Below are 24,430 nucleotides of genomic sequence, written 5' to 3'. Positions count from 1 at the left end.
ATTAACTATAAACTAACTCTTTTTTTTTGCTTAGACCAAGCGTCTCTGATGTTGAAGTTTGAACTTCGTGCAGAAGCTCTGTATTTTCCATTAGTGACTCTCCATAAGAAGGAATCATTTCTTTAATTTTCGGTTCCCACTCTTTCATACGTTGCGGGAAGCATTTATTAATTACCTCAAGCATAACATGAACAGCAGTAGAAGCCCCTGGAGAAGCACCTAGCAATGCTGCAATCGAGCCATCGGATGCACTGACAACTTCCGTACCAAATTGAAGTGTACCTTTGCCGCCTTCAGCAGTATCCTTGATGACTTGTACACGTTGGCCAGCTACTACTAATTCCCAATCCTCGCTCTTAGCGTTCGGGATGAACTCTCGTAACTCTTCCATGCGCTGTTCCTTCGATAACATAACTTGCTGGATCAGGTATTTTGTCAATGGCATCTCTTTTGCGCCTGCGGCCAACATAGTTAAAACATTATTCGGTTTTACGGAAGTTATTAAATCGAACATTGAACCTGTTTTTAAGAACTTCGGAGAGAAGCCCGCAAATGGTCCAAATAGCAACGATTTTTTATTGTCGATAAAACGTGTATCAAGATGCGGAACAGACATTGGTGGAGCACCAACTTTAGCTTTTCCGTATACTTTTCCATGATGCTGCGCAACAACTTCCGGATTATTACATACCATGAAGTATCCGCTAACTGGGAATCCGCCGATATGCTTCCCTTCAGGAATACCGGATTTTTGCAGCAGATGCAAGCTTCCGCCCCCGCCTCCGATAAAGACGAATTTAGCATTATGGCGTTCTACGCTGCCAGTATCGACATTACGCACTTTTAATTCCCATGTGCCATCGCTAGCCCGTTTAACATTATCAACACTATGTTTATATTTGATATCGACGTTTTTAGTCTTTAAGTGGTCAAACAACATGCGTGTCAAAGCACCAAAGTTAACGTCTGTACCGTAATCAATTTTTGTTGCCGCTATAGAATCATTTGATGGACGGTCTTGCATAATAAGTGGAATCCATTCCATCAGTTTTGCTGGGTCATCGGAAAACTCCATACCTTGGAACAGAGGATTTTTTGACAGCGCTTCAAAACGTTTCTTTAAGAACGCTACATTTTTATCCCCTTGTACCATACTCATATGAGGCAATGGCATGATAAAGTCTTGCGGATTATCAATCAACTTACAGTTTACAAGATACGACCAAAACTGCAATGAAACTTGGAACTGTTCATTAATTTTAATTGCTTTGCTTATATCTATAGATCCGTCAGATTTTTCGGATGTATAGTTAAGCTCGCACAGTGCAGAATGACCCGTACCCGCATTATTCCATTCGTTAGAGCTTTCTTCTCCTGCGTTTGCAAGCTTCTCAAATACTTTGATTTCCCATTCCGGTGCTAACTCTTTCAGTAATGATCCCAAAGTCGCGCTCATGACTCCGCCGCCAATTAAGATAACGTCTGTTTGTTTCTGTATGTTGCTCATTATAACCTTCCTTATCCCCTATATTTTCAAAAAAGATGTAGGCGCTCCTGCTTAGGTGTCACAAAAAGCCAGGCACGAACAAGGAACACACCTTTTCTGTCTCCTTATAACTATATCATAGTCTATTATTATTATTTCATAGATTAAAATATTCTACTATTACTTTTTTTGCTAAAATATTGATTTTGTGAAGAAATTAGCTTAAACTTAACCGCCCCGATAGTCGCATTAAAAGATTTTTTCAGCAACTTCTCCTCATCGAAGGAAAAATCTGTTAGTGAAATAATATTGACACATCGGAAAAAGCGAAGAAAATACACATTTATTGACAAAATCAGAAGTGAAATTAGAAGGATCTGTAACCATTTCCCTAAAAAATAAGGACCTTCCTGAAAATGTTAAACTCCTACCTTTTTAACTTGTATCATAAATTTCACCCAATTATTAGATATTATAACAATACCAATAATTACTGATAATTAAACCAATATAAGGTAAGACCATTGATAATATTGCTAATTTTAAGACTTATTGCATAGTCCCTTATAAATAAAATTCCTTACTTTATTGCTATTACAAAAAAATATTATTCTAATACACAATCCTTGCATTCATTTTATTATTTTCGCAAAAAGATATTTTCAACTTTGTGTTCTGATCCTTTTTTCAAGACGAGTTTTGCCCGTCCTTTAGTCGGCAGTATATTTTCATTTAAATTTTTCAAATTAATTTCTTCCCAAATTTGAGTCGCTTGTTTAATGGCCTGTTCCTTAGACAAGTTAATATAACGGTGAAAATAGGATTCCGGACTTTGAAATGCGGTCTTTTGAAGTAAAAGGAACCTTTCAACATACCATCGTTCTATGTCGTTTACGTCTGCATCTACATAGAGTGAGAAATCAAAAAAGTCACTGACGAATACTTGGTTTTCCTTGTCAACTTGAAGAACATTAACACCTTCCACGATTAAAATATCCGGATTACAGATAGTCTGCACTTCATTTGGCAAAATGTCATACTTCAAATGTGAGTAGATTGGAACTTCCACTTTATTTTTTCCTGCTTTTAGATCTCCGATAAGATTAATTAATTTTTGAGTATCATAACTTTCAGGAAACCCTTTTCTTTTCATGAGTCCTTTTTCTTCTAAAAGATCATTTGGGTACAAAAAACCGTCGGTAGTGACAAGACCTACGTTTCTGTGATTATCCCATCTAGATAATAAAGTCTGAAGCAACCTTGCTGTCGTACTCTTTCCTACAGCAACACTTCCTGCAATTCCAATGATATATGGTACTTTTTTAGCATCAGTTTTTAGAAATGAAGTGGTGGCTGTATTAAGCTGCTGAGATGCTTCAACATGTAAATTGATCAAACGAGTCAAGGGCAAATAAACCTCTTCTACTTCCACAATGGATATTTCTTCATTTATTCCTTTTAAGTTATCCAATTCTTCTTCTGTTAAAGGAAGAGGAGTATGGTTTCGCAGAGATGCCCACTTTTCTCGATTGAATTCAAAATAGGGAGTATAGGAACTCATGATTTTTCGTTACCTCACTTTTTAGAGTTACTATCAGTTTAACAAGGATGATGACCATAAAAAAGATGTTCCTGATCCCTTATCCACGTAAAGTGATTAATCTTTGAATGATAACCCGCCTGTCTCCAAAGCAGCCCTAAGTTTAGGTAAAGAAGCTGGTCCCATACCGTGAAATTTCAAAATCTCTTTTTCACTATATGTTGAGAGCTGTTGTAAAGAGGTTACCCCATTGTATTCCAATGCACGTCTGGCTGGTGCCGAGAGCACTGAAAGAAATCCGGTGTCAGGTTTTCGTTCCTGCTCACATACAGGGCAGGTCGGACAGTCGCTGGATTTATAGTATTTGTGTCCCTTTTCGCAAGTCCTCAAATTCTTCTTTGAAGTTGTCATTGTCAACTTCCCCTTTTCTTATGATTTTTAAGTCCGAACATAAAAAGTTCACCCTTCACAAGTAAGCAATCATTTTATTCCATTTTATCATCTCTTGTTAAAACTGAACTGCCCTTTTGGTTTCATTGGAAAAGGGCTGCCGCAGCAACCCTTTGTAAAACCCAAAGTGAATGATAGATTAACCCACTTTATCTTCCTGAGCCTCTGCCTGAGCATTGGCTTGTACACGCTTGTCTATTCCAAAAGCGAAATAACTAATTACAACGATAGCAAGAAAACCTATTCCAACCATAAGTGATATACGTGTGTCATCATTAAACCACATACCGATCAATACCATGACCAAGAAAGCGATGGTCAGGTAGTTTGTAACAGGTGCAAAAGGCATCTTGAATGGATGATTGTGCATTTCAGCTTTTTTGATTTTCCTGAATTTAATTTGACTGATCAGAATGACAAACCATGGAATCATTCCAGGAAGTACACTCGCACTGTATACATGCACAAATAAATTTTCTGGTGCAATATAACTTAAAACAACCCCAATTGCTAACCCGACTATCACTCCGAACGTACCGAATAAAGGAACACCGCTATTAGATACTTTAGCAAAGAATTTTGGTGCTTGTCCATTCATCCCTAATGTGTAAAGCATGCGTCCAGCACTGTAAATACCACTGTTGCAGCCAGACATAGCAGCCGTGATTACAACAAAGTTAATGATTCCAGCTGCTGCCGTGATACCAACCTTCGCAAAAGTCGCAACAAATGGACTGCCAATCGCGCTTAATTGATCCCAAGGGTAAACGGTTACAATAATGAAAATCGCACCGATATAGAAGATTAAAATACGCCAAATGGTACTTTGAATCGCTTTCGTTATCGTTTCTTGAGGATCTTTTGCTTCACCAGCTGTAATCCCAATTAATTCTACACCTTGATAAGCGGCAACCACCAGTGAAAGAGCAAAGAAGAAGCCCTTCCAGCCACCTGTAAATAAACCGCCATGCTCCCAAAGATTCGATAATCCTAAGGCTTCCCCTCCGTTACCGATTCCAAAGAAGATAAGTCCAAATCCTGCAACGATCATTAAAATGATTGTCACGATTTTAATCAATGCAAACCAAAATTCAATTTCCCCAAAGGATTTAACGGAAATTAAGTTCGCTGCTCCAAGAATCACCATTGCGATTAAACCTGGAATCCAAGCAGGGAGATCAGGGAACCAATACTGCATGTACGTCCCCACTGCAATAATTTCTGCCATCCCGACAATAACCCACTGGAACCAGTTACTCCATGCTGTCATATACCCTGCCAATGGATGAATGTACTTATAACCAAATGTTGCAAATGAACCTGTACTTGGCTCCAAATACAACATTTCCCCCATTGCGCGCATGATCAAGAATATAAAAAGCCCAGAGATCGCATAAGCTAACATTACAGACGGGCCTGTCCATTGGATCGTGCTGGCTGAACCCATAAATAAACCGACACCAATCGTTCCGCCCAAAGCGATCATCTGAATATGACGACCTTTCAAGTCCCTATTCAAATCTTTGTTTGCCATTCCATTTCCCCCTACACTACTAATAGTCGAAATTTTTTCAAGATGCTTAATACACTCCCTATTTAGTATAGAAATGATATAGCAGGCTCCACTTTTTTTAATCTTTCTTAAAGCTGCCTCATAAAATCATTCTTCACTCTTAAGCATTCCTGACAGTTAGAAAGATTACTATCAAATTTCATGTTATTTCTTAATTCTGTTCAAGGTTTCATAGAAAGCGCTTACTTTTTATCGTTTATAACAGCTCCCCCCTTAAACATTAAAATTCCCCTGTATAAAGTAACCCGAATAAAAGAGTACTGCAACTCTTTTATTCGGCTGGCAGGTTTATTATGCTGTTACTAAAAGGGACTTTAATCTCAGCTTTAACAACATATCATTCGTCATTTTCTCCAAATCATATTCCGCCTTGAATCCCCACTCTTCCTTCGCACAAGTTGAATCAATTGTATTTGGCCAACTGTCTGCAATGGATTGTCTTACAGGATCGACTTCATAATTCATGACAAATTCCGGAATATGCTTTTTAATTTCGGCTGCAATTTGCTCCGGATCAAAGCTCATGGCTGACACATTGAAAGAATTGCGATGTTTTAATTTTGAGGCATCTGCCTCCATTAAATTAATGATGGCTGCTAAAGCGTCAGGCATATACATCATATCCATATACGTTCCCTTATCAATGTAAGAAGTATATCGTTTGTTTTTAATCGCTTCATAGTAAATTTCAACTGCATAGTCGGTAGTTCCGCCGCCAGGAGGTGTGACATACGAAATCAGTCCCGGGAATCGAAGACCTCTCGTATCAACCCCAAATTTATGATGATAATAATCACATAATAACTCTCCGGATACTTTATTCACTCCGTACATCGTATTCGGTCGTTGAATGATGTCTTGCGGTGTCCAATCTTTAGGAGTGGTTGGACCAAACGCTCCAATGGAACTAGGTGTAAATAATTGACAATCAAGTTCTCGTGCAGATTCCAAAGCATTGACCAATCCGCCCATGTTTAAATGCCAGGCTAAAAGCGGCTTCTTTTCAGCTGTTGCCGACAATAAAGCGGCTAAATGTATAATCGTATCCACTTCATGTTTTTTTGCCATGTTATACATCGCTTTTTCATCCGTAACATCCAATATCTCAAATGGACCTGATTGAGCAACATCGCTGTCCGTTTTTCGAATATCTGTTGCAATGATATTGTCAGCTCCATAAATCTCTCTCATTTTCAGCGTCAATTCTGAACCAATTTGACCTAAAGCCCCCGTTACCAAGACCTTTTTCATCAAAAATCCCTCCCCATGTTTTAAACTACGAAACAAGCAATCTCTTATATGATCGACATCTCTTTTCCTACTTTTTCATAAATGGCAATTGCACGATCCAGCATCTCTTTTGTATGAGCAGCCGTAGGCATATTCCTCACTCTTCCTGTTCCCTTTGGAACGGTAGGGAATACGATGGATTTGGCATACACACCTTCTTCATTCAGCCTCTTGCTGAATTGCTGTGTTTTTGCTTCATCACCTATAATGCAAGGTGTAATCGGTGTTTCGCTCTCCCCGATATCAAATCCTAATTCTTTTAGGCCTTTTTTCAAGTAATCGCTGTTTTCCCACAGCTTATTTTGAAGTTCTGAGCTATTCATCAAAATATCGATGGCTTCTATACTAGCTGCAACTGCTCCCGGTGTGGCAGCCGTTGAAAATAAAAATGGACGGCTTCTCACTTTTAACCAATCAATCAAATCTTTCTTTCCTGCTACATAGCCTCCAACAACACCAATGGCTTTGGATAATGTTCCAATTTGGAAATCCACTTTATCCGATAATCCAAAATGTTTTACCGTTCCTGCACCCTTACCTAATACACCCGAACCATGCGCATCATCAACATACGTGATTAAATCGAACTCTTCTGCTATCTTCACAATTTCAGGAAGCTTGACAATATCCCCATCCATGGAGAACACTCCGTCGGTAATAATCATGATCTTGTTATACAATCCGGACTCCTTTGCTTGACGTGCTTTTGTCCGTAAATCGTCCATGTCGGAATGGATAAAGGGAATAATTTTCGCCTTGGATAATCGGCAACCATCAATGATTGAAGCATGATTCAGTTCATCTGAAAGAATGGCATCGTGTTTATCCATCACTCCTGAAATCGCTGCCATATTACAGTTAAATCCAGATTGATAAGCAATGGCTGCTTCTGTATGTTTGAACTCGGCAAGCTTTTCTTCTAATTTGACATGAATGTCTAACGTTCCGTTGATCGTACGAACCGCACCGGCACCGACACCATATCTTTTCGTCGCTTCTATGCAAGCCTCTATTAATCGTCTATCTGTTGCTAAACCTAAATAATTATTGGATGATAAATTAATAAGCTCTCTGCCTGCAATGGTGATTACCGGACCGTTTGGACCTTCCACCGGATCAATAACGTTGTAAAGTCCCTTTTCTTTTAAATCTTCCAAATTTTCTTTCAAAAATTTATTTAATATTTCACTTGACATTTAATATACCCCCTCATTGATGGTTGGAATAAATGCAGGATCTTTATATGTTTTACCCCTATTTAAAAAATTGTATTTTTTTCCTTTTTTCCAAAAATACACGTGTCTTTTCCATAAACACACTCTATATTAACATAAATCCCTTTATACTAAGTGTTATAACAATCATAATAATAGATAATTTTAATGTTGTCCATATTGCGTGGACAAAAAAATTTGAATTTTTGTAGTTTTTACAATCAACATCCGCCTAAAATGCGTTTATATCAATGGAAATGCGAAGAGAATTTCATCAATTTTCCAAGGCAACCGATGTTTTATCTACTGGTTTTTTGGAGACCTTAACCATTAACCTAATTAAGGAGGGGTATAGTGAAAACGGAAGATGAAAAAACCTCAGAAGGCTTAAATGAGATTTTTGAGATTATCAATGCAAAAGGTGACATTGGTGAATTAAAAGAAATCGTCCAAAAATCTGATGAACAAACAAATGAAGACGACCAAGGGGATTGATTATCCTCTTTCAGTTTGTCGACAAAAGGGAGTCCGGAATGCTCTCCTGCAGAATCCCTTCACGATTTTACCGAAGTGATTTTCACCATATTTTTAAAACAATGCTTGGTTATACTCCATGATTTTTAATTGTTTTAACGAGACGAAAACTCACTGAATTGAAGAAATTTGCGCCCCCCCTTCCAGATGACGCTTGGCAGACAGTCGGCGGAAAGGAGCGAATTTCTTAAATAAAGCTGGAATTTTTTTCAAAGAAAAAACTGAAATTGTCTATAGTCTGTAATGGGATTAATTATCCTCTTTTTTGTCTGTTTTACATTGTACTATTGGACGCTAAAGTCCATTACAACAATAAAAAAAGAGCTGCTGATCAGCTCCGGATATTGCCGTAACGTTCACGTAAAAAGAAGATCTAAAAACAAAAAAAGTTATGCACATTCAGAAGGAAAAATTGAAGAATAAGGATTTCCCTTTTTCCTTTCCCCCACCTTGTGCACAACTTTATATAGTTGAAAATTTAAGCCAGCGCCCTTCATTGATGCCGACTTAAAATTCACATTATTGATTCATCTTTTTCATTCTGTGAAGTAATGGACCATCTGAATGATTGTTTTCCCCAATCACAAAACTCGTCATATAATAGGTCAAATATTGACCGTAATGATTATTGGTATTTAACAATAACTCATCCACATAGTATACCCCTTTGGGGACTTGATCCATTAGCAGCACCGATAATGAAGCATATATCCCGCAGGCCACTTGAAAGTATGTTGCATTGGTTTTGTATTTGGAAAAGATATCGCGATTCTTTAATGTATTATACATATAACGCTCCTTATCTTGATAAACGATAAGGACACCAACTAGATCTTCCCCGTCAAGTTCGGCTTCAAGCGGATCGAGAACCTTCATGTCATGGTTCCACAATTGATCGGCGTCATCCAGTTTCGAGCGGATTAACTCCGTTGTATGGTCATTTATCTTATATAAAAAGCCGCCTTCCATATCATACAATTTACCTAAAGTATATACTTCCTCATGAGCCATTAAACAACCGTAAAACTGCTTGTCCCCTAAAGTGACCTTAAATTCGACATCATACACATTTTCATATAAAAAGAGCGGTGTATGGTGGTTCATAAACATTGGATAGCATGAAATAGCCTCATCCAGAAAGCACTCGGGAGACCAGGTCGTGTATATGACTCCATTCTTTGCCTTCGATTTGTCCTTAAAAAAAGAATTGTCATGCTCTACAATGTAACAGCCAAGCGGTCGTTCCCCTGAATCACTCTTTAACAGCTCAATGGCCATCCATTGGACCACCCCTGGATTCATTCCCGACCCAATGATAGCTGTAGAATTGGAAAATTGATCTTTAACCTTTTCAAAAAGCCTGATTCGTTCAATTAGAGGAAACCCATAATATAATTCTTCATTTTCATCGATCATTGTGTTTTCTAAAGCGGAATTAACATAATTAACGCCTAATGCGTCGCAGCATTGCAGCATTTCAACCGTATCCCCCCATGAAAGATCAATGACACATAATGTTTTTGTGCTTTCAAGATGCTTAATAAACCGCTTTGTATCTTTTAAATCAAATTGATGCAGTACAATTTGATCTTTTAGTTGTGGAAATAATTCATGATAATATTTTTCTTCCTTTTGTTTAATATCAATTAAGTGAATAATACAACTGGATATAAAAAGATGGATTGGATCCTTTTTATCAATAGCTGATTTATTCAATATGGAAAGTATTGATTTTGCGGCCCCTCCTGCACTCCCAAGAATGGTTATCACTTTTTGGTAATCATCCATTTTTACACCTCGTCCAACCTTTTATTATAAACTATGTGGTTACGGATGAAATGCAATGGGCAACTGATGAAATGAGCAATACGTACAAGCTATCATCAATCCAAAATGATAGGAAGGTGATGAAGAAACTCCTGCATCTAAGAAGGGGTGTTACGTTTCACTATGCGTTTATCGGGTCCCTTAAAGGGAAAATAATATATATCCTAAGCTATTCCTGCATCTATTTTCAAGCTAAGTGAAATAATTAACAAGTATAGATATCCAAAGAAATAAAGGAGAATGACTATGAATTACCAGAATATCACGATTGCCGGCAGCGGCGTTTTAGGAAGTCAGATTGCATTTCAAACCGCATTCAAAGGATTTAACGTATCAGTATATGACATCAATGATGAAGCATTGGAACGTGCAAAAGATAGGATCACTAATTTAAAGCCCTACTACAAAGAAGACATAGGCGCTGCGGAGGAAGATCTTAATACTGCTTATGCCCGCATTTCTTTCCACAGTGATTTATCTGCGGCAGTTGCAGAAGCTGATCTTGTGATTGAAGCGATTCCGGAAGTGGTTCAAATCAAAACCGATTTTTACACAGAGTTAGGAAAAGTGGCACCTGAAAAAACAATTTTCGCCACGAACTCTTCTACATTATTACCAAGCCAATTCGCCGAAGCGACAGGCCGTCCAAAAAAATTCCTCGCTTTGCACTTCGCTAATGAAATCTGGAAAAACAATACGGCAGAAATCATGAAGCATCCTGGAACGGATAGTGAAGTGTTCGATGAAGTGATTGATTTTGCAAAATCGATTGGAATGGTTCCTTTGCCTTTACATAAAGAGCAGCCAGGCTATATTCTGAATTCCTTATTGGTTCCTCTTTTGGATGCTGCCCAAATGCTCTTATTAATAGGAGTGGCTGATACGGAAACCATCGATAAAACGTGGATGGTCGCAACAGGGGCACCTCTTGGTCCTTTCGCTATATTGGACGTGGTAGGAATCAATACAGCTTATAATATTTCACTTGCAAAAGCGAAAGCGACAGGTGATCCAGAGATCGAAAAACTGGCTAACTTATTGAAAACAGAGTATATCGATAAAGGGAAAATCGGAAGAGAAGCAGGAGAAGGCTTCTATAAATATCCCAACCCCAATTTCGCAAAGCCAGACTTTTTAAAAGGTTAATGTTTCAGAAGGTGCCTTGAGGGTGCCTTCTGTTTTTTACTATTTCGCACTTTCTATCCCTTCAATAACGTTCATACGAAAAAAGACCCTGAAATCGCAAAAAGTACTTTTCACGAAATCAAGGCCTAATTGTAATGATGTGCATGATAGAAACAGATACTGAACCCTTATCCCCTATATCTCAAAGTTAATCCTTTTAAGAAATTCCTCGCGTATCGATCTCCGCACTCTTTATAATTCCTATGACCCACTTTTCTTAGTATAGCGCTTAATTCCCCTTTGGTTATCATGACTCCTGCTTCTTCCAAAATATCAATCATATCCTCACTGGTTAATGATAATGCTATTTTCAGTTTCTTCAGAAGGATATTGTTCACACTTTCCTTATTCTTTACAGCAGGTGCCTGACTTTGAGGCTGACCAGGTTTTGGCTCTTGTCTCCCTCTTTTAAAAATGATCAAACCATTTAAAAAGGACTCTAACATCATGTTGTTGCAGGTTATCCCATCTTCATCTTCATCCATATCATCATATTCTTCATATTCATCATAATAATCATCTTTTGGTTTTGTGAGCATCTGCATGACTTCTTCCATTGTCACTTCGATCTCCCCTAGTTTAAATATCTCTACCATATCTTTATTTTTAATATCAAGCGCATATCTTAATCGAATTAATATATCATGATTATGCATCCAAAAACCTCCTATGTATTTCTCTATTCACAGTATTTTCATTATTTCACAAATGGATGGAAATAAACGCAGGTTAAAATCCGAGAACCTTTTACAGATTCCCGGATCACTCTGCTTATTGCTCCCATCAACATTCTTTTCCAAAGTTATCAAGCAATGCACGCACTTCATCTGTTGATTTCGTGTTCATCAATTGATTTCTTAATTCACCAGCTCCACGGAATCCTTTGACATAAATTTTGAAAAAGCGATGTAGCCCTGTGATTGAACGTGGCACTTCTTCCGCGTATTGATCTTGAAGATCAAGCTGCAGTCTTAAAAGATCGAGGTATTCTTTACTGCTATGCTCTTTTGGCTCTTTTTCAAAAGCAAAAGGATTTTTAAAAATACCTCGCCCGATCATAACGCCATCAATACCATATTGTTCAGCAAGCTGCAGCCCAGTTTGACGATCAGGAATGTCTCCATTGATTGTTAGTAGCGTATTTGGTGCGACACGGTCACGTAATTTTTTGATTTCCGGAATTAGCTCCCAATGCGCATCTACTTGGCTCATTTCCTTTCTTGTACGCAAATGAATGGAAAGGTTCGCAATATCCTGTTTTAAAATATGCGTCAGCCACTCCTCCCACTCATTTACATCATTATCGCCAAGTCGTGTTTTCACGCTGACAGGCAGTCCGCCCGCTTTTGCTGCTTGAATAAGTTCTGCCGCAACGTCTGGACGCAGAATAAGGCCACTACCTTTCCCTCTCGATGCCACATTCGGTACAGGGCAGCCCATATTAATATCGATGCCTTTAAATCCTAGCTCTGCCATGCCAATACTCATTTGACGGAAATATTCGGGATTATCCCCCCAAATATGTGCCACCATTGGCTGTTCATCTTCTGTAAAAGTCAAACGGCCACGCACACTTTTCATGCCCTCTGGATGACAATAGCTATCCGAGTTTGTAAACTCTGTGAAAAATACATCCGGTCGGCCGGCTTCACTTACCACGTGACGAAAAACAACATCTGTCACATCTTCCATTGGTGCAAGTACAAAAAATGGTCGTGGTAAATCACGCCAAAAATTATCTATCATTTCAAACTCAAATCCTCTCACTATGGATACAATTTCAAACACTTGGTCAAAAAATATAAAGCCAATTGTTCCACTTCTTTTACACTTACACTTATATCATGCTTAATAACTTATTATCAAACACAAGTACATTTTGGACATTTATAATTTGTGAAAAACTATACAATGTTTATTTTAACGAAAATCGGTCCTGAATGGAATTGACGGCGGACTTGAATACCCAAAACGCATTTATAGCTCAAACCCACTAGAATTACAGTATGAAGAAGGATAAAAAAATAGGAGAACATGTTTTAATAAAACATGTTCTCAGAAAATCAGTATTTTATTCCCTTAAATAATACGTGATTCCAACAATATATTTATCGTGTAAAAACTCTATACAAAGGCAATTAGCGATTCGTTAGTTTCCTTCTTTTAAAATGAGTTGCGAGACACACTCTATATGGCTCGTCTGCGGGAACATGTCCACAGGCTGTATGGCCTCAACGCGATAAGAAGTGCCCAGTTCTTGTAGGTCCTTCGCCAATGTGGAAGGGTTGCATGATACGTACACTATGGTTTTAGGCTTTACTTTCAAGATTGTCTGAAGTAATGATTGGTCACAGCCGGTTCTTGGCGGGTCGACGACAAGTACGTCCGGTTTCCAGCCTTCTTTTGCCCAGCGTGGAAGGATGTTCTCGGCCTTGCCTGTTTCATAGTATACATTGTCGCGTTTATGTTTTTTGGCATTTTTCTTGGCGTCCTCAATGGATTCTTTAATGACGTCCATTCCTCTGACTTCCTTGGCATTTTCAGACAGCCATAGCCCAATGGTTCCTACACCGCAATAAGCGTCAACCACTTTTTCCGTGCCGGTTAAGGCTGCCGCTTTTTTCACTTCATCATATAAGCGAACAGTTTGAACGGGGTTAAGCTGGAAGAATGTACGGGCTGATAGTTCGTATGATAGGTCACCCAATGTTTCGTTGATGACTTTTTCACCTGCCAGATGAATCGTTTTTTCGCCAAAGATCAGTGATGTGTTCCGGTTGTTGATGTTTTGAACGACCGATTTCACTTCTGGCAATTGGTCCCGGATTTGTTTTAGCAACTGATCTTTTTGTGGAATTTCCTCCGCACCTGTAACAAGGACAACCTGCACTTCACCTGTTTCAAAGCCTACCCGTGTGATGACCGTACGAATAACACCTTTTCTTTTTCTTTCGTTATATATCGAGATGTTCAGGTTCTTTAGTATCTTTTTCACTGTACGTGTTACCTTATTTGTTGCCTTATGCTGTACAAGGCAATTCGGGATATCGATTAGATTATGGGAATTCAAGCCGTAAAGGCCAGCAATCAATTTACCATCTTTTTGGCCGACTTGGTACTGACTTTTATTGCGGTAATTCCAAGGATCTTCCATACCGATCGTTTCTTTTACATTTAATGAAGAAACTGGGAAGTTTGAATGGCGTTCCATCGCTTGAATGACGATATCGCGCTTTTCGATAAGCTGCTGGTCATAGCTCAAATGCTGTAACTGACATCCGCCGCATTCAGCGTAAACCGGACATGGCGCTGCAATGCGATGCGGTGATTCTTTACGGATGGTTTTTATTTTCGCCTCGGTGAAGTTTGGCTGCACCTTTGTGACCAAAGCTACAATTTCTTCACCAGGCAATGCTCCTGGGACGAAGACGACTTTCTTTTTGAAATAACCGACTCCCTCTCCATTAATGCCAAGCCGTTTAATCGTAAGGGGAAGGGTTTGGTTCACTTCCAGTTTTGTATCTTGAATGTTTGTCATTTCTTTTCACTCCGTTTTTCAATGCTTCTCCACAAATAGAGGGAAGCGTAGCTTAGATATGGAGCCCATTTCTCACTATAGGACTCCATTTCTTCTAGGGTTGGCTTTTGCGGTAAGCCATATAATATTTTCAAGGCATTTTGAATGCCAATATCGGCTTTAGGAAATAGATTCGGCCGGCCAAGTCCAAAAAGCAGGAAGTTTTCAGCCGTCCATCTACCGATACCGCGTATTTTTATTAGTGTATCCATAACCTCTTGATCGGATAGCTTTTCCATTATATCAAGGTTGAGATGGCCCTGAATGATTTGCTCGGAAAGTCCGATGACGTATTCCGCTTTCCGGCCGCTGAATTGAATGGCTCTCAATTGCTCGATTTTAAGTTGGGCGGTTGTTTCCGGCGTCGGATAAAACCAGGCACCTTCCATCTGGTAGCCGAAGGTTTTAACGAATCGTTCCGTAAGCGTATGGGCAAAGGATAAGTTCAATTGCTGATGTATGATGCATTTGACGAGGCAACTGTAGTAATCGAAGTCCAAGACTATGGCAGTACCGCGGTGCTCTTCGAAGATTTCCCGCAAATCGGATTCCCGGAAATGCCGGGAAACGCCTTCTAATGGCTGATGCCAATGAAAAAGCTTTTTTAACCGTTCGATTGCTTTTGACTTGTATACCTCTGAATGACCTTTGATGATAAAAGATGGTTCATCGATATTTCCTATTGCCTGAACCTGCAAAACGATTGGTTCTTTTTCTATATATAGCGGAACTTTTACCGTCCTGTTAGTAAAATCAACTACCTGAAGTGGGTCTAACGATAATCGTTCGAGAACTAGATCGAAATTATAGGGTCCTTGAACCTGTAATTTTTCTGTCCACACAAGCGATCCATCCTTTAGCAGTTTTCCACGTATTATAGCATGTTTCCTGAAATATTACTTGAAATTGAGGAGAATGGATAAAAGCGGGACCTGAATTATCTCTACAGGACCCGCTTCTCACTTTAATAAAGCATTCGGTTCGGCAACTGCTTCTCAATCATTAAATCATCAAGGCTTCCGAAAGCGTACCCCTGTTTTTCAAGATCCGTCAGAATCGAGTCCAATGCTTCCGCATTATCCTTCGATACGGTATGCAATAATAAAATCGCACCGGGATGAATCTGCTTAAGAACTTCATCGTGTGCGAACGCGGCACCCTTTTGTTGATCAACAATCCAGTCTCTATATGCCAGTGACCAGAAGATATGGTAATACCCTTCTTTTTTTGCGACCCTCATTGTTCTCTCATTAAATACCCCACGAGGCGGCCTTAAGTAGTTCATTCCCTTTTGTCCCGTTAATTTTTCCGTTGCTTCTTTTACCCTCTCAAGCTCCGTACGAATCACATCATCCGTCACGCTGGTCATATCCGGATGGTTCCATGAATGGTTTCCTACGATATGCCCCTCATTAGCCATACGGACAACAAGCTCAGGTGCCGTTTTTAAATAATGACCCGTGACAAAAAAAGCTCCAGGAGCACCATGTTTCTTCAGAACATCCAAAATTTGAGCCGTATAGCCATTTTCATAACCGTTATCAAATGTTAAATAAACGACTTTTTTCTTTGTATCCCCCTTATAAATCGCTTCATATTCAGGCAGCATTTCATTGAATTTTTTACCGGCATCTGCAGGTGTCCCATTTTTCCCTTTATTGAAACCCCAGTTATAGGATTCTGCAAAAGCTGGGCTTGCCAAAGAGCATATCAAGCAAATAAAAGCGGATAAAATCACCATTTTTTTCATTGGAATATCCCCCATGTTCTTTTTTCTTATTGTTTGGAACATGGAGATTTATATGCATTATATTGTGAAGGTCGAATTGATCTCGTTGTAGGTCGAATTACTGCCGACGTAGGTCGAATTGATCTCGCCGTAGGTCGAATTACTGCCAACGCAGGTCGAATTTTCGCGCCGTGGGTCGAATAAAATTTCGCTCTGGATCAAATTAACGCCCCGGAGGCCGAATTAGTTAGTTCGTGTCTATAATCAGAAGCAAAAAAGGGCCTCTCCTCCGAAAAGGATTGGCCCTCCATGTTTTGTTTATCCTTTAAATAACGCTTGTGCCGCCTTCCAAATAATGGCGATAGCGAAAATGAGAACGATTACAATTCCGATTACGTCAAGGAATGTTTCAAGTCCGGAGAAAATCGTGTTTGCCACAGGAAGTTTGATGAAAGCAAAACCGGTTAGCATGGCCATAAAGAATAAGAAGTAGTTATTCTGCATGAAAATCCCCCCTTTCTCTTCTAATGTATGTGCGACCTTTCCAAAAGATTGTACTTTTCTGAGGTAATTTTCGCCTTTTTTTCATATACATTAGCAGGGGGGGAATTAAATGCTGGAATGGGTTATCACTTTAGGCTTTGTTGGTTGTCTTGGTTTAAGTGGTGGAGTGTTTGTTCATTTTGTGAAAAGTGGATTGAATTTAGAGGATGCATCGAGGATCGATCCACTGCCGGAAATAGAAGAGTAAGCTATGCAAAAGACGCCCAACCGTTTGGTGAGCGTCTTTTGCCATACATTTATTTAAATACTGGTTCTTTGAATTGTGCCAATTTTTCCAATGAAGATTGTTGAACGTCTTTATGCAGGCTGTTTCCATGTGAATCCATGGTAACCACGGCAGTAAATCCTTCAACATTCAGATGCCACATTGCTTCTGGAATACCAAATTCAGTGAAGTTCACACCTTCGACGGATTTGATGCAGTCTGCATAATATTGAGCAGCCCCGCCGATTGCATTTAGATAAACGCCGCCGTGTTCACTTAGTGCTTCTAGTGTTTTTGGTCCCATTCCGCCTTTACCGATAACTGCACGGATGCCGAATCGTTTCATGATATCGCCTTGGTATGGCTCTTCACGAATACTTGTTGTCGGTCCGGCAGCCTTCACATGCCATTTGCCTTCTTCATCCTTCAGCATAACCGGTCCACAGTGGTAGATGATTTGTCCATCCAGGTCGATTGGTGCAGGATTTTCAGATAAGTGCTTGTGGATGGCGTCACGGCCTGTATACATTCTGCCGTTAATATGAACGACGTCACCAACTTTTAATTCACGGATTTGTTCTTCCGTGATTGGTGCTTGCAGGGTGATTTCACGGGAAGCTTCAACGTCCGATTCTGCAGCGGCTGCCACTTCATCCTTCGCTGCTTTTTCCGCTTCCAAAGCAAAGTCGATTTTCTCCCCTTCTTGATATAACCACTCATTGATTTCGCCTGTTTCAGGATTGACTTTAACTCCTAAACGGCGGAACGCCCAGCAGTTGTAAGCAACGGATACGAAAAAGCTTGCCGGAATACGGTGCATGACACCGATTTTACATCCAAGCAGTGTAGTTTCGCCGCCAAAGCCCATCGTGCCGATTCCTAATTCATTAGCTGTCTTCATGATGTAATCTTCAAGTTTACGAAGGTCTTCATTCGGATTCACATCTTCATTACTGCGGAAAAGTTGAGCCTTAGCCAGATCATATCCGGATGAACGGTCCCCTCCGATACCAACGCCGATGAAGCCGGCACTGCAGCCTTGTCCTTGTGCTTGGTAGACAGAGTGAAGGACACATTTACGGATTCCGTCCAAATCACGGCCCGCTTTTCCCAATCCTTCAAGCTCCATAGGCAGACTGTATTGGATGTTTTTATTTTCACAGCCGCCGCCTTTTAAGATGAGCCGAACATCAATATAGTCTTTTTCCCATTGATCGAATTTAATGACAGGAAGACCTTCCCCAAGGTTATCCCCGCTATTTTCACCCGATAAAGAGTCAACTGCGTTTGGACGAAGTTTTCCGCCCTTTGTCGCTAAGATGATCGCATTCCGGATTGCTTTTTTTATTTCAAGTTGGTTCACGCCAACTGGAGTTTTTATTTTGAAAGTCGGCAGACCTGTATCCTGACAAATCGGTGATACATTGTCGTCAGCCATTGTAATATTATTCGTGATGGTGGTCAGGCTTAATGCAGAACGAGTACCTGCATTTTCACGTTGTTTTGCACTTTTGACCGCACGACGAACATCCTTTGGAAGATTCGTTGAAGTTTCAACGATTAGACTGTACATACTTTCTTGGAATTTTTGAATATCCAAATTTCTCTTCCCCCTCTTATTTCCCCTAAATTTAATCATTTCCCTGCTTCTCTATAAATAGCGAATGATACAACACCCGTTTTATTATACATCTAACATAATCTTTCGAAAACAAGTAATTATTTTTCATAATGAAAAGCAATTTGGAGAGAAATGAGCAAAGCGCCAGAAATAGCCCATGAGTTAAATTTCATCACCAATCATTTCCATCAAAAAAGGATGACGCAGTTTTCCCGTCATCCCTTCATGAATATTAACATTGAAAAAATCATACTATCGAAACAGATATTAGTCTTCTCGGGTTTTGAATTGTTCCACTTTGCCTTCCAAATCATCTAACATGCCGATTAAACGGTCTATATCTTCCAACTCCGTATTTTCCGGTTCGATATGATCAAGAACTTCCATGAACATCGTGAGGCGTTCTTTTAAGTATGTTAATTGTTCGTTTTTACCTGTAATGGATTTTCCCATGAGGCACTCTCCTTCCGTTCTTCTTTCATCGTAACGAAATCTGCTTGAAAGTGCAATGGCAAGCTATAAATGCAGCTCTCCGCCATTTGACAATTTTTGTCCCCATTGTTCATAATGGGTTAGTGCATTATTACGTAAGGAGTTTTAAATATGTCAATAATCAAGCAAGATCTTTTAACACCAATTACACCCAAGTATGACCCTTGGGAAGCATATATGGACGTTGAACAATATGGAAAACTCAGCCTTACCAATGTGGAGTTCACCACAACCACCCTTTGCAATATGCGTTGTGAGCATTGTGCCGTCGGTTACACACTCCAGCCCAAGGACCCGGATGCACTGCCACTGGAATTACTGATTCAGCGCCTCGATGAGATCCCTTTGCTTCGCTCGCTCAGCATCACTGGCGGGGAGCCGATGCTTTCAAGAAAAAAAGTGAAGAATTATGTTTTGCCTCTATTGAAATATGCCCGTAGCCGCGGGGTCCGGACACAAATCAATTCCAATTTGACCCTTGACCTGGAACGGTATGAGGAAATCATTCCTTATTTGGATGTTCTGCACATTTCCCATAACTGGGGAACAATCGATGAATTCATTGATATCGGCTTTGCCATGATGGACCGAAAACCATCTCGGGAACAGCGAAAGAAATTATTTGATAAAATGATTGAAAATTCCCGTGCCCTGACAAAAGCTGGTGTGCTGGTATCTGCAGAAACGATGCTCAATAAACGGACATTGCCTCATCTTGAGCATATTCACAGGCAGATCGTCGATGAAATGGGATGTCAAAGGCATGAAATTCATCCTATGTATCCAAGCGATTTCGCTTCGGCACTTGAAACTTTATCACTGGACAAAATGCGTGAAGCGATTCATCATTTGCTTGATATCCGTGATGAAAATGTTTGGATGCTTTTCGGTACCCTGCCATTTTATCCTTGCAATAACAATAAAGAGGATATAAAGCTGCTTCAACGCCTTTATGGTTCACATAAAGTGACTGTTCGTAATGACCCTGATGGACGTTCCCGGTTGAACATCAATATTTTCACAGGGGAAGTGATCGTGACCGATTTCGGGGACGCACCTACATTAGGGAATATCAAAGACCAGCCCTTGACCGAATCCTATGAAACATGGATGAATTCGAAACTGGCCAATGAATTGAATTGCCACTGCCCGGCAGTCAAATGTCTAGGCCCGAATGTTCTCGTCAAAAATGCATACTACCCGAAGGAGGACTTCAGGATCAGGAAGTCAACCATATGAAGAAAAAAACTCGCCAATCCGGCGAGTTTTTTAATTTACCTGGGTTGCTGCGAGACTGTAAAGCTGAAGGAAACATGGTCCTGAACCGGTATCCATGCACCGATGCCTTGTGAAGTGATGTTCTTTATCGTAATGGTTCTTTTACTTCCTTTTAAGTTCAAATACACTTCCCCATATGTGACCTTCCCTTTTTCATTGACCGCGGAAGCATAACTGGATAAGTAACCTATCCTATTAGAAGCAATATTGTATACTTCATCTTTTTTCGTACCAGCTCCGATGATCGTTTCAAAAGCCAATGGCAAATTCGTTTTCTCAGTGGCTTTTAACAGCATCATCTTTTGAACATCCTCTGCCTTAGGGATTTTCGCTGTGAGACCGCCACTCACTGCCTTCTGACTTTCCTGGACATAACGGATCTTGTATGGAACCTCACCGCCGCGATTATCGTAGTAATTCGTATTGATTTTTTGGTATTCCCAGTTTGGCGCCGTTTCCGAAGACTCATAATTCAATGCCCAATGGCCAAGGTAAATCGTCGCCCTGTAACCAAAAGCAAGCGGAGCTTTTGCAATTGCCGATTCATTCAACATATGGATGAGTTCTGGATTTTCAATCTTGATATCCGACGAATCGATCAATTGTTCGGCCAACTTACTCGGCTGCAGCATCGGAAGATCCTGGGTTGGGTTCGGATACGTATTCTCCTTTGCAATATTCAAAACTGAAGGTGGGATATTCACCATATTCGGATTTGCTTTGCCTTTTGGAATATCAGCTGCAAAACTTACATTCGCCTGAATGAAGGCAATCAGGGCAATCATCGTAATAAGAATAGTTCTTCTCATGCTGTCGCACTCCTTTTGAGGGGTTCAATCATTTTGTTATAGATTTTGTTTTTAGCCAACATTCTATACATTTCATTCTTATTTCGATTTTGTAATGAATTTGTAAAGTTCAGAATATTTACTTTTTATTTCAAATCGGTTATACTTATTTTACATTATAAAAAGGAGGCGAAATCGTTCATACCTATTAAACCTTCAGGAGGTATGCTTATCGAACAATCCAAAACACCCTTTTAAAGGATGACAGAAAACGAATTCGCCTATACTTAAATCTGATGTAAAAGGATGGTGTGACACTCTAGAATATTTTCTCAACTTTTACAAAAGCATGATGAAAAATTTTGGATTAACTTATGAATGGTAATTTACTAATATAGAAATGACTCTGCTAAATCTAACTTGAGCAGAGTCATTTTTATTTTTCAATTATATAAAAAGAAAGACCTCCCGCATCGGAAGGCCTGCATCCTTATAATAAGTAAAATCCAATTCCCATAATGAAGTAAGCGGCCAATAAGGTAAGGCCTTCAAACCAGTTCGTTTCCCCGTCATTCGAAATCATAATCATCAGAAAGACTGCTGTAACCATTGATATCAGTTCTGGCATTGTGAAAACAAGCGGCATATGCGTTGGATACATTAATGAAATAAGCACGAGTACAGGAGCTACGAACATCGCTACTTGAAGCGTGGAACCAACGGCAATTTCCACTGCGACATCCATTTTGTTTTTATAGGCCATTATGACGGCGGACGCATGCTCTGCCGCATTACCCACGATTGCAACGATAATGACACCGATGAATAACTCCGACCATCCGAAGGTTTCCCCCACTTCGCTGAACGTATGAACAAGTTTCTCCGATACATACGCAACGGCCAATGTAGCGACAGCAAGTATTATAATTGCCTTTTTCTTGCTCCACTCCGGTACTTCCTCTTCATGTTCCTCAGGTTTCTCCGTATGCTGATATACCCCGCGGTGAGTAACCAATTTAAAGAATAATGCAGCAAGATATAATAAGATCAATATAATGGAAATTCCTACACTTAACGACATCGTACGTGATTCACTCATGTCTTGTGTGAATACTTCCGGTATGACGAAGGCTACAATAACTGCAAAAATCAATAGACCGGCATTATGCCTCGCATCGAATACATTAAATTTCTGCCTTTTGTATTTAGTCCCTCCGACAAAGAATGAAAGTCCTGCCACCAACAATAAGTTTCCTAATACGGAACCAGTCAAAGAAGCCAACACGACCCCAACAAGCCCCGCCTTTAATGAAAAGATGGATATGATCAATTCCACTGCATTTCCAAAGGTTGCATTCAAGAGACCGCCTATCCTTGGTCCCATAACGATCGCTAAGCTTTCAGTCGCACGGCCCATGAATCCTGCTAGCGCGACGATGGTTAAGCAATATACGATGAACATGATCACACTCGGCCAATGCAATAATGACCCAATGACTGATATAGGGACGCCTAACAGGACAAGCCCCAAAAATATTTTATTCACGATACTTCTCCTCACAATCCTATAGTTCTTTTTATGTAACAAAAACTATCATACATAATCTTCCGGCGATGACAAAGGAAAATTTTATCATCTTCTCTCTTCTTGTCAATATTTACCCAAATTTCTATTGCTTAATCCTCTTCCTAAGATGTAACATCAAGAAGGTATACATATCTTAGGAGACATGATTTTATGAATAATAAATTGCTTTTTAGCGTTTTAATTGTAATTGTCGGCATATCTGGGTTTTCTCAAGGGATGCTTCTGCCGATCATAGCCATCATTTTTGAAAATGACGGAATTAGCTCATCCCTAAACGGGTTTCATGCAGCCTCGCTTTATATTGGAATTCTGTTGATTTCTCCTTTTATGGAAGCCCCGCTCCGTAAATACGGCTATAAGCCATTGATATTATTTGGCGGGATAACGGTCATTCTATCGCTTGCCTTATTTCCTGTTTGGAAATCATTCTGGTTCTGGTTCGTCCTCCGTTTCTTCATCGGAATCGGCGATCATACACTTCACTTTGCTACCCAGACATGGATCACTGCCATTTCACCAAAAACGAAGCGCGGAAGGAATCTTGCCATTTATTGACTTTTCTTCAGTCTTGGCTTCATGGTTGGCCCGATGATGACGAAGCTTCTCGAGATTAATCAGTCTTTGCCTTTCATCATCACATCCATACTTAGTCTTCTAGCTTGGTCCACTGTTTTCCTTATTAGAAATGAGCTTCCTGAACAGGATGATTCTGAAAGCACATCATTCCTTGGCACACTCAAAAGGTTTACGAAAGTTAGCCGCATAGCTTGGATCGCTTTTTTACTTCCGTTCACTTTTGGCGTGCTTGAAGCATCATTGAATAGCAATTTTCCTGTATTCGCCCTGCGCTCCGGAATCGATTTAACCGCAGTATCCATCATCATTCCGGCATTTTCCGCGGGGACTCTGCTTACCCAGATTCCCTTGGGGATGATAAGTGACCGTTTTGGCCGGCGAAAGACCTTGCTGACGATACTTTTTTCAGGGTTTGCCATATTCACTCTTGCAGGGATTTATTCTTATTCAGTGCTTGGTCTATTCATTTGCTTTATGTTTGGCGGAATGATGGTTGGTTCGACTTTCTCGCTGGGAATCAGTTATATGGCAGACCTTTTGCCTCGAAACCTATTACCTGCTGGAAATTTATTATGCAGTATTTTCTTTAGCCTCGGCAGCATCGGCGGTCCGTTTTTTGGCGGCCTCGTCATTGAACATATACAAGGTGGGAATTTTTTCTATATGATCAGCATCATGCTTTTCCTTGTCTTCATTTCATTGGCCTTGTTTAAGGAGAAAATGCCTGCTTCAGTTATGTAGTATAGTTTATTATCTGGACTACTTCTTTTATTATTCAATTTGAAAGGTATTTCTCAATAGCGGCTAAATATTTGGATAGGAAGTACTTTATATTTTTTACTTTATATTTTTTACTAGATTAGAATCATTCTTCTTTATTTCTGAATAGCATATGTGGTATTATAATAATAAC

General features: G+C 39.8%; 21 protein-coding genes and 1 pseudogene. 5 read left to right on the top strand and 17 right to left on the bottom strand.

The annotated features are described in order from the left end of the window. Position 1: 1 nt before the first annotated feature. The 6 genes from ABC374_RS01200 to ABC374_RS01175 form a co-directional block, all read right to left on the bottom strand. Positions 2-1,507, bottom strand: a complete 1,506-nt coding sequence (locus ABC374_RS01200; RefSeq protein WP_413015331.1) for a malate:quinone oxidoreductase — start codon at positions 1,505-1,507, stop codon at positions 2-4. Between the two features lie 619 nt (positions 1,508-2,126). Further along, on the bottom strand, positions 2,127-3,047 hold the full coding sequence (coaA, locus tag ABC374_RS01195) for a type I pantothenate kinase (RefSeq protein WP_413015329.1): 921 nt from the start codon (positions 3,045-3,047) through the stop codon (positions 2,127-2,129). 96 nt (positions 3,048-3,143) lie between these two features. Beyond that, positions 3,144-3,437 (bottom strand): RNA polymerase alpha subunit C-terminal domain-containing protein, encoded by a 294-nt coding sequence (locus ABC374_RS01190; RefSeq protein ID WP_137024044.1) that lies wholly within the window; start codon positions 3,435-3,437, stop codon positions 3,144-3,146. Positions 3,438-3,615: 178 nt separating this feature from the next. Further along, entirely contained in the window at positions 3,616-5,010 is a 1,395-nt protein-coding gene (locus ABC374_RS01185) for an amino acid permease (RefSeq protein ID WP_350301169.1), read from the bottom strand. A 330-nt stretch (positions 5,011-5,340) separates the two neighbouring features. Next, entirely contained in the window at positions 5,341-6,300 is a 960-nt protein-coding gene (locus ABC374_RS01180; protein ID WP_350301168.1) for an L-threonine 3-dehydrogenase, read from the bottom strand. A gap of 44 nt (positions 6,301-6,344) precedes the next feature. Continuing rightward, positions 6,345-7,535 (bottom strand): glycine C-acetyltransferase, encoded by a 1,191-nt coding sequence (locus ABC374_RS01175; RefSeq protein WP_413015326.1) that lies wholly within the window; start codon positions 7,533-7,535, stop codon positions 6,345-6,347. 372 nt (positions 7,536-7,907) lie between these two features. Between ABC374_RS01175 and ABC374_RS01170 the strand changes: the two genes are divergently transcribed. After that, complete coding sequence (locus ABC374_RS01170; RefSeq protein WP_350301166.1) at positions 7,908-8,048, top strand: hypothetical protein; 141 nt, start codon at positions 7,908-7,910, stop codon at positions 8,046-8,048. A gap of 558 nt (positions 8,049-8,606) precedes the next feature. Here the strand turns inward: ABC374_RS01170 and ABC374_RS01165 are convergent. Further along, on the bottom strand, positions 8,607-9,875 hold the full coding sequence (locus ABC374_RS01165; RefSeq protein ID WP_413015324.1) for an S-adenosylmethionine decarboxylase related protein: 1,269 nt from the start codon (positions 9,873-9,875) through the stop codon (positions 8,607-8,609). A gap of 285 nt (positions 9,876-10,160) precedes the next feature. Between ABC374_RS01165 and ABC374_RS01160 the strand changes: the two genes are divergently transcribed. Beyond that, positions 10,161-11,060: a 3-hydroxyacyl-CoA dehydrogenase gene (locus ABC374_RS01160; protein WP_413015322.1), complete on the top strand. Its 900-nt coding sequence runs from the start codon at positions 10,161-10,163 to the stop codon at positions 11,058-11,060. Positions 11,061-11,227: 167 nt separating this feature from the next. Here the strand turns inward: ABC374_RS01160 and ABC374_RS01155 are convergent, their stop codons facing one another. The 6 genes from ABC374_RS01155 to ABC374_RS01130 form a co-directional block, all read right to left on the bottom strand. Next, a complete protein-coding gene (locus ABC374_RS01155) occupies positions 11,228-11,755 on the bottom strand; it encodes a YehS family protein (protein WP_350301163.1) in 528 nt (175 codons plus the stop codon). A gap of 127 nt (positions 11,756-11,882) precedes the next feature. After that, a complete protein-coding gene (locus ABC374_RS01150) occupies positions 11,883-12,845 on the bottom strand; it encodes a tRNA dihydrouridine synthase (RefSeq protein WP_413015319.1) in 963 nt (320 codons plus the stop codon). Positions 12,846-13,248: 403 nt separating this feature from the next. Then, positions 13,249-14,637, bottom strand: a complete 1,389-nt coding sequence (gene rlmD, locus ABC374_RS01145) for a 23S rRNA (uracil(1939)-C(5))-methyltransferase RlmD (protein ID WP_413015317.1) — start codon at positions 14,635-14,637, stop codon at positions 13,249-13,251. Beyond that, positions 14,634-15,518, bottom strand: a complete 885-nt coding sequence (locus ABC374_RS01140; RefSeq protein ID WP_413015315.1) for a DNA-3-methyladenine glycosylase family protein — start codon at positions 15,516-15,518, stop codon at positions 14,634-14,636. Before ABC374_RS01140 ends, rlmD begins: the two co-directional genes overlap by 4 nt. Positions 15,519-15,640: 122 nt before the next feature. Beyond that, on the bottom strand, positions 15,641-16,426 hold the full coding sequence (gene pdaA, locus ABC374_RS01135; protein ID WP_413015313.1) for a delta-lactam-biosynthetic de-N-acetylase: 786 nt from the start codon (positions 16,424-16,426) through the stop codon (positions 15,641-15,643). A gap of 297 nt (positions 16,427-16,723) precedes the next feature. Continuing rightward, positions 16,724-16,909: a hypothetical protein gene (locus ABC374_RS01130; protein ID WP_101224872.1), complete on the bottom strand. Its 186-nt coding sequence runs from the start codon at positions 16,907-16,909 to the stop codon at positions 16,724-16,726. A gap of 109 nt (positions 16,910-17,018) precedes the next feature. Between ABC374_RS01130 and ABC374_RS01125 the strand changes: the two genes are divergently transcribed. Then, the gene (locus ABC374_RS01125) at positions 17,019-17,156 is read left to right on the top strand and encodes a hypothetical protein (protein WP_170971547.1); all 138 of its coding nucleotides are present in this window, start codon (positions 17,019-17,021) and stop codon (positions 17,154-17,156) included. Between the two features lie 49 nt (positions 17,157-17,205). On the opposite strand, the gene ABC374_RS01120 is transcribed toward ABC374_RS01125, so the two are convergent. Both ABC374_RS01120 and ABC374_RS01115 read right to left on the bottom strand, forming a co-directional pair. Then, positions 17,206-18,774: a fumarate hydratase gene (locus ABC374_RS01120; protein ID WP_133351834.1), complete on the bottom strand. Its 1,569-nt coding sequence runs from the start codon at positions 18,772-18,774 to the stop codon at positions 17,206-17,208. Between the two features lie 288 nt (positions 18,775-19,062). Next, positions 19,063-19,248, bottom strand: coding sequence for an SE1561 family protein (locus ABC374_RS01115; protein ID WP_101224874.1), 186 nt, complete (start codon positions 19,246-19,248; stop codon positions 19,063-19,065). Positions 19,249-19,404: 156 nt separating this feature from the next. Between ABC374_RS01115 and yfkAB the strand changes: the two genes are divergently transcribed. Next, positions 19,405-20,526: a radical SAM/CxCxxxxC motif protein YfkAB gene (gene yfkAB / locus ABC374_RS01110; protein ID WP_413020222.1), complete on the top strand. Its 1,122-nt coding sequence runs from the start codon at positions 19,405-19,407 to the stop codon at positions 20,524-20,526. A gap of 35 nt (positions 20,527-20,561) precedes the next feature. Here the strand turns inward: yfkAB and ABC374_RS01105 are convergent, their stop codons facing one another. Further along, on the bottom strand, positions 20,562-21,374 hold the full coding sequence (locus tag ABC374_RS01105) for a YfkD famly protein (RefSeq protein ID WP_413015309.1): 813 nt from the start codon (positions 21,372-21,374) through the stop codon (positions 20,562-20,564). A gap of 469 nt (positions 21,375-21,843) precedes the next feature. After that, complete coding sequence (gene cax, locus ABC374_RS01100; protein WP_350302774.1) at positions 21,844-22,902, bottom strand: calcium/proton exchanger; 1,059 nt, start codon at positions 22,900-22,902, stop codon at positions 21,844-21,846. 189 nt (positions 22,903-23,091) lie between these two features. On the opposite strand from cax, the pseudogene ABC374_RS01095 reads away from it, so the two are divergent. Beyond that, a pseudogene (locus ABC374_RS01095) lies at positions 23,092-24,258 on the top strand (MFS transporter). Positions 24,259-24,430: the final 172 nt, after the last annotated feature.

It is taken from the genome of Peribacillus phoenicis, from assembly GCF_047238085.1.
Taxonomy (GTDB): domain Bacteria; phylum Bacillota; class Bacilli; order Bacillales; family DSM-1321; genus Peribacillus.
Note: the sequence above shows the minus strand (reverse complement) of the source record. Positions and strands in the feature narration are given on the sequence as shown.

What these genes read in the sequence shown, in the direction of transcription:
- ABC374_RS01200 (WP_413015331.1), bottom strand. Translation starts at nt 1,507, where the DNA reads ATGAGCAACATACAGAAACAAACAGACGTTATCTTAATTGGCGGCGGA.
- coaA (WP_413015329.1), bottom strand. Translation starts at nt 3,047, where the DNA reads ATGAGTTCCTATACTCCCTATTTTGAATTCAATCGAGAAAAGTGGGCA.
- ABC374_RS01190 (WP_137024044.1), bottom strand. Translation starts at nt 3,437, where the DNA reads ATGACAACTTCAAAGAAGAATTTGAGGACTTGCGAAAAGGGACACAAA.
- ABC374_RS01185 (WP_350301169.1), bottom strand. Translation starts at nt 5,010, where the DNA reads ATGGCAAACAAAGATTTGAATAGGGACTTGAAAGGTCGTCATATTCAG.
- ABC374_RS01180 (WP_350301168.1), bottom strand. Translation starts at nt 6,300, where the DNA reads ATGAAAAAGGTCTTGGTAACGGGGGCTTTAGGTCAAATTGGTTCAGAA.
- ABC374_RS01175 (WP_413015326.1), bottom strand. Translation starts at nt 7,535, where the DNA reads ATGTCAAGTGAAATATTAAATAAATTTTTGAAAGAAAATTTGGAAGAT.
- ABC374_RS01165 (WP_413015324.1), bottom strand. Translation starts at nt 9,875, where the DNA reads ATGGATGATTACCAAAAAGTGATAACCATTCTTGGGAGTGCAGGAGGG.
- ABC374_RS01160 (WP_413015322.1), top strand. Translation starts at nt 10,161, where the DNA reads ATGAATTACCAGAATATCACGATTGCCGGCAGCGGCGTTTTAGGAAGT.
- ABC374_RS01155 (WP_350301163.1), bottom strand. Translation starts at nt 11,755, where the DNA reads ATGCATAATCATGATATATTAATTCGATTAAGATATGCGCTTGATATT.
- ABC374_RS01150 (WP_413015319.1), bottom strand. Translation starts at nt 12,845, where the DNA reads ATGATAGATAATTTTTGGCGTGATTTACCACGACCATTTTTTGTACTT.
- rlmD (WP_413015317.1), bottom strand. Translation starts at nt 14,637, where the DNA reads ATGACAAACATTCAAGATACAAAACTGGAAGTGAACCAAACCCTTCCC.
- pdaA (WP_413015313.1), bottom strand. Translation starts at nt 16,426, where the DNA reads ATGAAAAAAATGGTGATTTTATCCGCTTTTATTTGCTTGATATGCTCT.
- ABC374_RS01130 (WP_101224872.1), bottom strand. Translation starts at nt 16,909, where the DNA reads ATGCAGAATAACTACTTCTTATTCTTTATGGCCATGCTAACCGGTTTT.
- ABC374_RS01125 (WP_170971547.1), top strand. Translation starts at nt 17,019, where the DNA reads ATGCTGGAATGGGTTATCACTTTAGGCTTTGTTGGTTGTCTTGGTTTA.
- ABC374_RS01115 (WP_101224874.1), bottom strand. Translation starts at nt 19,248, where the DNA reads ATGGGAAAATCCATTACAGGTAAAAACGAACAATTAACATACTTAAAA.
- ABC374_RS01105 (WP_413015309.1), bottom strand. Translation starts at nt 21,374, where the DNA reads ATGAGAAGAACTATTCTTATTACGATGATTGCCCTGATTGCCTTCATT.